Raw genomic sequence first — 9,140 nt, 5'->3', positions numbered from 1 at the left:
CTGCCTGTGGACCGGATGCGTCCCGTCCAAGACCCTCCTGTCCGCAGCCGAACACGCCGCGACAGCCCGCGCCCTGACCGGGCAGCCACCGGAATTCGCCGAAGTCCGGAAACGCATCTTCGCCGCGATCAACACCATCGAACCTGTCGACTCCCCTAAGGCACTCGAAGACGCCGGGGTTGAAGTCATCAAGGGCACGCTGACGTTCCGCTCCCCCGGCGTGGCCGAGGTCGACGGCAGGACGATCCGCTACCGGCAGGCACTGATCGCCACCGGCGGCGCACCGGTCAGCTCCGGCATCCCGGGCCTGGACCCCCGGGCCACCGTGACCTCGGACACGATCTGGGAAGTCGACACCCTTCCGGGGCGGCTGGCGATTGTGGGAGGTGGCCCGATCGCGTGCGAACTCGGACAAGCTTTCGCCCGCCTCGGATCCGAGGTCACCATGATCGTCCGCTCCCGGCTCCTCCCCAAGGAAGACCCCGACGCCGCCGACCTCGTCCGGGATGCCCTGGCAACCGACGGAGTCCGCGTCCTGGAGAACACGACCGTCGAGAACGCGGTCACCACCGACGCCGGGTCCCGGCTCCGGCTTGCCGGCGGTGCTGCCATCGACGCGGACACGGTCCTGCTGGCCACCGGCCGCACTCCCCGGACCGCCGGCCTGGGGCTGGAACGGATCGGGGTAAGCCTGGACAAGGACGGCCAGGTCATCACGGACACCCGGATGATGACCTCCAACCCGCTCATCCGGGCCGCCGGAGATGTGACCGCCAACCCCCAGTTCACCCACCTGGCCGGCGTCCACGCGTCCGTGGCCGCCTCGAACGCGGTCCTCGGACTCAAACGCCGGATCAGTGCCACCGTGCCGCGGGTGACGTTCACCTCCCCGGAGGTGGCCGCCGTCGGGCTCACCACCGCCGACGCCCGCCTCCAGCACCGCACTCGGACTGTCAGGCACACCCACGTGGACCGCGCCGTGACGGAGGACTCCACGGGCGGGTTTACCCGGCTGATCGTGGACCGGGGGGGAAAAATCCTGGGCGGCACGATCGTCGGCCCGCGGGCCGGGGAGTCGCTGGCTGAACTGACCCTGGCAGTCCAGAAAGGGATGACCACCTCTGACATTGCCGGAACGACCCACCCCTACCCCACCTTTTCGGATGGCGTCTGGAATGCTGCCGTCGCCGATGTCAGGGAGCGTCTGGCCTCTCCGCTGGTGCGCCAGGCCATGGCGGGGCTGGTCTGGCTCCGGCGGCGCTGGCTGGACCGGCCCGTGCCTCACCCCAGGGACCGGTAACCGGCGATGATCCGCAGGACGCCGCTGGCGGTGACGAGCAGCGCCCAGACGGACGCGATAACCCAGGCGGCGCCCGGGAAGATCAGCCAGAGGCTGTGCACGGCCACGGTCTCGGCGCCCTCGGTCAGGCCGCCCAGGAACGACAACGACCGGCCGTCCCGGAGCTGGCGGCCGTTTCTTTCGGCGATGGAGGAGAACGCCAGAAAGGCCGTGCCGTTGATGTAGTAGGCGAAAAGGACCAGCAGGAACGGCAGCCACGGGGCACCGAACCCCGCTGCCGCGCCGATCCCCACGCCCAGGACCGTGGCACCGTAGACGATGAAATCGGCGCAGATGTCCCAGAATCCGCCCCGCCCGGTGTCTTCAATCCCCGCGCGGGCGTTCCGGCGCCGGGCCAGCGGGCCGTCAAGGCCGTCGGCGACCCGGCACAGCAGCCATGCGGCCAGGGCCGGCAGCCACCACTGCGCCGCCGCCAGGACCGCGCTGGCAAGGCCAAGGACCAGGTTCAGGCCCGTCAGCCTGTCAGGGGTGATCCATGGCCGGTCCAGCCAGGCCGCGGCCCGTCCCAGGGCCGGCGCCATGGCCCGCCGCAACCGGGCATCAAACATCGGAGGCCTTCTCCTTCCGGCGCCGCAGAACCGCGACGACCAGCCCGGCCACGGTGAGCACACCGAGGGCCCCGAGGGCGAGGTTGAGCTGCCATCCCGGCTGCAGACCGAACGCACCCAGGGTCACAAAACTCACTGTCCCCGGGAGAATGCCGATCGCGGTCCCGAGGAAATAGGGCCACCAGCGGATCGAGGTCAGTCCGGCGGTGTAGTTGATGGCCGTAAACGGCAGCACGGGCACCAGCCGGACACCGATCATGGCCGCCAGGCCGCGGCGCCGCAACAGCTCATCGACTTTCTCCACCCGCGCCCCGGTGAATTTCTCCACCGCTTCGCGGCCCAGCCAGCGTCCCAGCCAGAACGCCGCGACGGAACCCAGGATCGCGGCGATAAAGACGACACCGATGCCGCCGGCGAACCCGAAGACCAGCCCGGCGGCGACCGAGAGGACATTTTTAGGCACCGGCGCCAGCGTCAGCGCGGCATACGCGAGGATGAAAGCCGCCGGCCCCCACCAGCCGGTGGTGCCGAAATAGTTCCGGATGTCCTCGACAGACGGGAGAGGAAACACCAGTGCCGCCACGGCAGCGGCGGCCACCAGAACAACCAGAATTCCCAGCCGAATCACCGCCCCGCGCCGGCTGCCCGGGACAGAACCCGTCACAGGGTGTCCCCGGCGCCTGCGGCAGGTGCCCGGTTTTCGTCCTCGGCCGTGCGGATCGCCCAGGCTGCGTTGACGAGGCCGATATGGCTGAAAGCCTGCGGGAAATTGCCGAGCAGTTCATCGCTGTCCGGCGCAACCTCTTCGGCCAGCAGGCCCAGGTCCGTGGCGAATCCCGCGGCCCGTTCGAAAACGGTCCGGGCGCGCCGGGTCTGCCCGGCCAGGGCCAGGGCATGGGCCAGCCAAAAGGTGCACAGCAGGAACGTTCCCTCCTCCCCGGTAAGCCCGTCGTCGGCCTGATACCGGTACACCAGGCCCCGACTGTCGGTAAGCCGTTCATCGATGGCGTCGATCGTTGCCAGCATCCGGGGATCATCGGCGGGCACAAACCCCACGATGGAAAGCATCAGCGCCGACGCATCCAGGTCCTCGGAGCCGTAGGCCTGGGTGTAGGCGCCAGCTCTGGCGTTCCAGCCGTTCGCCCGGATCGAGTCGGCCAGCTGCGCCCGGGTCTGTACCCAGCGCGGAACCCTGTCTTCGGCGTTCAGGACCGCGGCGAGGCCGATGGCCCGGTCCACGGCCACCCAGCACATCAGCTTTGAATGAAGGTAGTGCCGGGGCGCGCCACGGACCTCCCAGATGCCCTGATCCGTGGACTGCCAGCGCGATGCCGCCGCGTCGGCCGCATCGGCCAGGAAGCTCCGCGTCCCGGGCTCCAGATCGTTCAAATACTCCGGAAGGGTCGCGGCGGCGTCGAGGAGTTCGCCGTAGACATCGAGCTGGCGCTGATCCCAGGCGCCGTTGCCCACCCGGACCGGTGCGCTGCCGCGCCAGCCCGGCAGGTGGGCCAACACGCGTTCGGACAGATCCCGTTCCCCGCCGATGCCGTACATGATCTGCAGCTCCTCGCCGGTGCTCAGCCGGCCGGCGGCAGCCGTCGCGAGGAACTGGAAAAACTTCCCGGCCTCGTCCGGGCACGCGGCCACCCACAGTGCCTGCAGGGTCATGCTGGCGTCCCGGATCCAGGTGTACCGGTAGTCCCAGTTTCGGCTGCCGCCGGCGACCTCGGGCAGGGAGGTCGTAGGGGCGGCGACGATCGCGCCGGTCGGATAGAACGTCAGGGCCTGAAGGATCCTGCCGCTGGAAGCGACCAGGTCCTGCCAGGGTCCGTCGTAGCTCTGATGCATCCGTGACCAGCTGCCCCAGCCCTCCAGCGTGTCCTCAATCCGGAGGGCGATGTCCTCCTGGTCCCAGAACACCGGTGGTACCGGCCCGGCGTTCCGGTGATGAAGGGCGAATCCCAGAACGTCTCCGGCCCGGAGAACCGGCTTCGCAACCGCCGCGCCATCGGCAAGTGCGAAGGCGACCGGGGTGGAAAAGGCCAGCACGTCGGCCCCGCCGTGGACGAAGATCCCGCCGCCGGTGTCCTCAAGGAACGGCCGGACCAGGCCGTATTCCGGCCGCGGCGCGAAGACCACCTCCATCTCGACTTCGCCGTCGACACAGACGACCTGCCGCAGCAATGTTCCGGGAGCCCCGGCGCCGAGCTCGTGGCCCCGGTTCCCCTCCCCCAGGACCAGGGCGTCGGTGACTCTCACGGTCCCGGCGGCCGTGGTGTGGACCGTCTCGAGGACCATCGTGGGCCCGAGGTACCGGCGGGTCGAGGAGTATGGGGCCACAGGCCGGATCGACCAGTGGCCCGCGTCCTCGCCCAGGATCCGTCCGAACACCGACGGGCTGTCAAAACGGGGGAAACACAGCCAGTCCACCGAACCCGAGCCGCTCACGAGCGCGGCGGAGCGGCAATCGGAGAGCATGGCGTAGTTGGCGATGGGCTCACTGGTCACCGGTACACCCCTGCCTGATTCACTCAAGACGGTCCAGTGCGTCTTCAATGGCCCGGTGGAACGTCGGATACGCGTAGATCATCCTCCGCAGCGTGCTGACCGGGATCCTGGCGTGGACGGCAAGCGCCAGGGCCGCGAGGACCTCTCCCCCGGCGGGGCCGGCGGACGTCGCACCGACGAGCACGCCATGATCGGCGTCTTCGATGAGTTTGATGAATCCCTGGTTGCCGGACTTGTGGATCCATCCCCGTGCGGATGTGGCCAGGTCCGTGAAACCGACTCGCACGCTCAGGCCTTTCCCGCGGGCCTGTTCCTCGGTCATGCCGACCGAACCGATCTCGGGATCGGTGAACGTCACCCGCGGAACCGCATGGTATTCGGCCGGGGCGGGGTCCTGGCCCAGGATGTGCGCGGCGGCGATGGACGCCTGGTACATGGACACATGGGTAAAGGCGCCCTTGCCCGTGATGTCGCCGATGGCGTAGACGCCGTCGGCAATGCGCATGTGCCCATCGGGGTCAAGGAAGCGGGCGGCCGGATCCAGGCCCAGGGCGGCGACACCGAGGGACTCGAGGTTGGTGGTGCGGCCCGCCGCGACCAGAAGCCGGTCGGCACTGAGGGTAGATCCGCCGACGTCGACCGTGAACATGCCGGCGGAGTGCCGGACGTTTTCTATCCGGCCCCCCACCTGGACGTCGATGCCCTCCTCCCGCAGCACGCCTTCGAGGAGCTTGCCGGCCTCGGGCTCTTCCGGGGGCAGCAGGCCCGGCGCGGCCTCCATCACGGTGACCTTGGTGCCGAAACGGGCAAACGCCTGCGCCAGTTCCGCTCCGATGGCCCCTCCCCCGATGACAATCAGGGATTCCGGGACCTCGGTGGCTGCGATGGCCTCCCTGTTGGTCCAGTACGGTGCATCGGCCAGACCCGGGATCGGAGGAATCATCGGTTCGGTGCCGGTATTGACCACGATGGCGCGGCGGGCGGTGAATTCCCGGCCGGCGGCGCTGACCGTCCGCGGGCCGGTAATCCTCCCCCGGCCGCGGACAAAGCGGCCTCCTTTGCTGGTGAAACGGTCCACGGCGACCGTGTCGTCCCAGTTATCGGTGGCCTCCGAACGGATCCGGTCCGCGACCGGTTTCCAGTCCGGGCGGACCTCGGCGTCCCCGGCAAGGCCCTGGATCCTTCGGCCCTCCGCCAGGGAGTTACCGGCCCGGATCATCATCTTGCTCGGGATGCAGCCGTAGTAGGGACACTCCCCGCCAACCAGGCGCGCTTCGATTCCCACGACCGAGAGGCCCGCTTCTGCGAGCTCACCGGCAGCATCCTCACCGCCGGGACCCATCCCGATAACAACAACATCAACCTCTTCAGTCACGAAATTTCCTCACCATCATTAGTCCGTCATTTCTGAAAAAAATCCGGTCCCTGCCATCCACCAGCGAGGAACCCCCATCCGATGGAGGAGCGGGCGCCGCGCTATTCGATGATTTGGATTTCTTTCCAGAATGCGACGTAGTTGCTGTAATCCTGGCCCACCAAATCAAGTGACGCGGGATACGGATCCGGGTAGCTGAAGGCGCGGTCCGGCAACAGCTTCCCGTCGCCGTCCTTGACGGTGAAGTACTGGCACCGTCCCTTCCAGCCGCAGGTGTAGGGCGTTGCACTGGCCATAAGCAGACCGGAGTCAACGCTTCGGGGCGGGAAGTACCAGTTCCCTTCAATCTTGATCAGCTCGTCCCGAGGTGCGTCCGCAAGAACGGTGCCGTTAAGTACTGCCTTCATGACGGTGGCCCTTTCGTGGGTAAAATCATTCGTCCCCACGACTCTAGGTGCGGTCGCCGTCCCGGTTCTGCGATCCGGGACACACAAGGAATCCTGTGTGAGTTACCTTGGTGCAGGGCTCCGCTGCAGCGCGGGGCCCGGATCCTTTCCCGGCAGCCGATAAGCAATGGTGGCCTCGGGAACGAAAGGGGCCGTCGATCGGTGAGATTCGGTGGGGCCGGTGGCCCTTCCGGCCCGATCGGCCAGCCAACAGGCGGGAACGGCTTGTCCAAGAGCGTAATCCAGACGCCCTTGGCGTGGTCTATGTTCCTTGAATCCGCACATCCGGGAACCAACCCTCCGGGGCCTTCTGCGGTTCTAGGTGTTCGGGGTCCCGGTGCTTTTGCATGTCGCATTTGTAGAAGGGGCCGCGCGGGTCCAGGAGCACGCTCATGTGGTGGTCCGCGTGGTCCTTGAACCAGACACTGATGCCCGTGGCTCCGTCGAGACGCAGGTGTTCCCAGGCCCGCCACAGTGCTTCCACACGGGAGAGTGCTTCGGGGTGGAAGTACCATTCGATGCACCATTTGGCGGCGCGGCCGTCGACGTCGCGGACGTATGTGGGCAGGAGCTGTTCGTGGAGGAACTCTTCTGTTGAGCCGTAGACCAGTTCAGGTGGCTTCTGCTCTTCTGCCGGCCTTTCGGCAGATGCCTCTGTCTCGCTGGTGTTGGAAGCTGTGCTGAATCGTCCGATGTCGCTGTTCATCTCAGAGCCTCCTACGTCGTGACCCAGGGATTAGCCACTGGCTCGGCTGCCACCGGTACGGCCGGTTCTTCGGGGCGGGGGCTGTAGGTCTTGATGGACGCCTCTACGGCTTCCTTGTGGGGCCCGGTGTACCAGGGCAGGGTCCGGACCAGCGTGGCCGGTGCACCGGAGGCAAGGACCACGGCGCGGCCACGGTCGAGCTCCGCGAGGTTGGAGACGTCGAAGATGCGTTCCTTGCCCTCCTGGCGGGAGCGGCTGGACCCGGATTTTCCCGACGAGACGGAGACGTTGGTGTAGCTGTAGTCCCCGATCAGGTCCGAGAGCGCCCGGAGGAAGCCTTCTTCTGCCACGCCGCCGCCGTAGACCTTGACGTTGGCGGCTGACCAGATTTTCCGCATGTTCGCCTCGCCCCAGAGTTCGACGCCCTGTGACCAGGACTGCAGGATGCCCATGACGATCAGGCCCTTGGAGCCGTAGTGGCTGAACTGATCCGGGAGGGCTGCCCAGCGGACGACGTTGGCGAGCTCATCGAGGGCGAACAGTGCAGGCTTGGGGAGCCGGCCGCCGCTGCGCTCGGCCCGTTCTTCCATCGCCTCAGCGATCGCCACCGTCAACGCTGTGGTGAGCGGGGCGGCTGAGCCGGCACCTTCCTTGGAGAGGATGTAGATCGTCTCCTGTGAGGCCGCGAACGCGTGCGGATTGAACTGCCGGCGCGCGTCCGTGGCTACCGTCGCGCCGCCTGTCGGGGCGACCCAGCGCAGCGTGTTCCTGCTCTTGAGGCACTGGATCATCTTCTCGGCGGTTCCGAAGATGCCGTCGCGCTGTTTGTCGGCAAGCTTCAGCGTGGACTCCAGGCCCTTGTACTGCAGCTCGTAGTCATGCTCTTTCAGGATTTCGATGGGGTCCTGGCTGACCTGCTCCGTCACCCACAAGTAGACCTGCGTGATGGGAAGCCCGCCGAGCGCGGCCGCGAGGAAGTACGAGGAGAGAATGTCTTCGGCCTTGGGGTCGAAGTAGGCATCCGGCTTGGACCCCGGGACCCGTGAACCGACCGAGAAATGCTGCGTGAGCTTGTACGCCTTCTCTTCGTCGGTGACGTAGGAGAGCGGGTTCCACCACCACTGCGCTTCCTCCTGCGCGATCTTCTGCGGGTCGAACACCCACACCGGCCCGGTGGCCTCGCGGACGCCACGGGTGCCGTCCACCACGTCACGCTTGTTCGAGGTCGACACCACGGCACCCGGTGCGTCCAGGATCGCGGGCATCACCCGTGAAGTGGACTTACCGGTACGGGGGCCCCAGATATCGAGGCTGAGGTCTTCCCAGGACTGAATGAATTTCTGGCTGGTGGAGACGACCTTGCCGACCACGATGCCCGGGGTTCCTGTCACACCCAGCCGCTCGGCGGTGGCCTTCGCGCCCTTCTCGGAGAACGCGGCGAGGGATTTGCCCCGGCCCAGGTACCGGGCGGCCTTATCGACGCGGGCACGCTTGGACGCACCCTTCTGCCAGGCCACGAACACGACGATGGTCAGGACCAGGACCAGCCCTGCCATGAGGGCCGCGGCGACGGTGGACTGGACGGGCCAGGGCACCCGGCCCTTGATGAGCCCGGCGATCAAGTCAATCGGATGGGCGGGAGGTGCTTTGATGCCGGCCATCCATGAGCCCAGGTGTGCGGCTGCGTAGGTCCCGCCGCCGAAGACGACGATGAAGCCGATGGCCATCCAGACCAGCAGGGCATCTCCGAGGCCCATACCTTTACGGTTCGGTGCACTCACAGCGTGCCTCCTTCAACGGGTACAACAGGGGCGATGGGTTCGAGCAGGGTTTCCGGGGCCTCGTGCCATTTCCCCTCGGTGTCATTGACTCCATCCGGGCCTTGCTCAAGCGATGTCAGTCCCACCAGGACCGGGATCCCAGGCCTGCCACCAACCTTGATCAGGAACTTCCCCCGGCCCGGGGGTTCGACGTCGACGCCGCGGGAGTCCCACGCGGGCGGGTCCTGCCAGGAGATGAGCTTCTGCTGCTCCTGCCGGGAGAGGGGAATGGCCGAGGTCAGCAACGGCATTTCCGAGGCAGGCAGGCCACCGCAGATCACCATGCCGGAGCGTTCCACGAAGCCGCGGGCCTTCATCCGGTCCTCTTCTGCCGGCAGTGCCAGCAGGTCGGACATGGTGTGGGAAATCATGATCTG

General features: G+C 67.2%; 8 protein-coding genes and 1 pseudogene. 1 reads left to right on the top strand and 8 read right to left on the bottom strand.

Annotated elements, in window-relative coordinates:
- Positions 1-1,300, top strand: a 1,300-nt coding sequence (locus tag BJQ90_RS20370; RefSeq protein WP_226762002.1) for a dihydrolipoyl dehydrogenase family protein, incomplete at its 5' end; no start/stop codon positions are given.
- Here the strand turns inward: BJQ90_RS20370 and BJQ90_RS20365 are convergent.
- The 8 genes and pseudogenes from BJQ90_RS20365 to BJQ90_RS20330 all read right to left on the bottom strand — a co-directional run.
- Positions 1,282-1,908, bottom strand: coding sequence for a CDP-alcohol phosphatidyltransferase family protein (locus BJQ90_RS20365; protein ID WP_226762001.1), 627 nt, complete (start codon positions 1,906-1,908; stop codon positions 1,282-1,284). The two genes, BJQ90_RS20370 and BJQ90_RS20365, sit on opposite strands and share 19 nt — an antisense overlap.
- The gene (locus BJQ90_RS20360; RefSeq protein ID WP_226762000.1) at positions 1,901-2,572 is read right to left on the bottom strand and encodes a TVP38/TMEM64 family protein; all 672 of its coding nucleotides are present in this window, start codon (positions 2,570-2,572) and stop codon (positions 1,901-1,903) included. The genes BJQ90_RS20365 and BJQ90_RS20360 overlap by 8 nt, the downstream gene beginning before the upstream one ends.
- Entirely contained in the window at positions 2,569-4,416 is a 1,848-nt protein-coding gene (locus BJQ90_RS20355) for a glycoside hydrolase family 15 protein (protein WP_226761999.1), read from the bottom strand. The genes BJQ90_RS20360 and BJQ90_RS20355 overlap by 4 nt, the downstream gene beginning before the upstream one ends.
- Positions 4,417-4,435: 19 nt before the next feature.
- Positions 4,436-5,791 (bottom strand): dihydrolipoyl dehydrogenase family protein, encoded by a 1,356-nt coding sequence (locus BJQ90_RS22805; protein WP_226761998.1) that lies wholly within the window; start codon positions 5,789-5,791, stop codon positions 4,436-4,438.
- Between the two features lie 101 nt (positions 5,792-5,892).
- On the bottom strand, positions 5,893-6,198 hold the full coding sequence (locus BJQ90_RS20345) for a DUF427 domain-containing protein (protein WP_226761997.1): 306 nt from the start codon (positions 6,196-6,198) through the stop codon (positions 5,893-5,895).
- A gap of 301 nt (positions 6,199-6,499) precedes the next feature.
- Complete coding sequence (locus BJQ90_RS20340; RefSeq protein ID WP_226761996.1) at positions 6,500-6,943, bottom strand: DUF4913 domain-containing protein; 444 nt, start codon at positions 6,941-6,943, stop codon at positions 6,500-6,502.
- 11 nt (positions 6,944-6,954) lie between these two features.
- Entirely contained in the window at positions 6,955-8,724 is a 1,770-nt protein-coding gene (locus BJQ90_RS20335; RefSeq protein WP_226761995.1) for a type IV secretory system conjugative DNA transfer family protein, read from the bottom strand.
- A pseudogene (locus BJQ90_RS20330) lies at positions 8,721-9,140 on the bottom strand (ATP/GTP-binding protein); the annotation flags it as partial. The pseudogene BJQ90_RS20330 and the gene BJQ90_RS20335, both read right to left, overlap by 4 nt.

Source organism: Arthrobacter sp. SO3, assembly GCF_020532825.1.
GTDB lineage: Bacteria > Actinomycetota > Actinomycetes > Actinomycetales > Micrococcaceae > Arthrobacter.
Note: the sequence above shows the minus strand (reverse complement) of the source record. Positions and strands in the feature narration are given on the sequence as shown.

Coding starts and splice junctions, on each gene's coding strand:
- BJQ90_RS20365 (WP_226762001.1), bottom strand. CDS start 1,908: ATGTTTGATGCCCGGTTGCGGCGGGCCATGGCGCCGGCCCTGGGACGG.
- BJQ90_RS20345 (WP_226761997.1), bottom strand. CDS start 6,198: ATGAAGGCAGTACTTAACGGCACCGTTCTTGCGGACGCACCTCGGGAC.
- BJQ90_RS20340 (WP_226761996.1), bottom strand. CDS start 6,943: ATGAACAGCGACATCGGACGATTCAGCACAGCTTCCAACACCAGCGAG.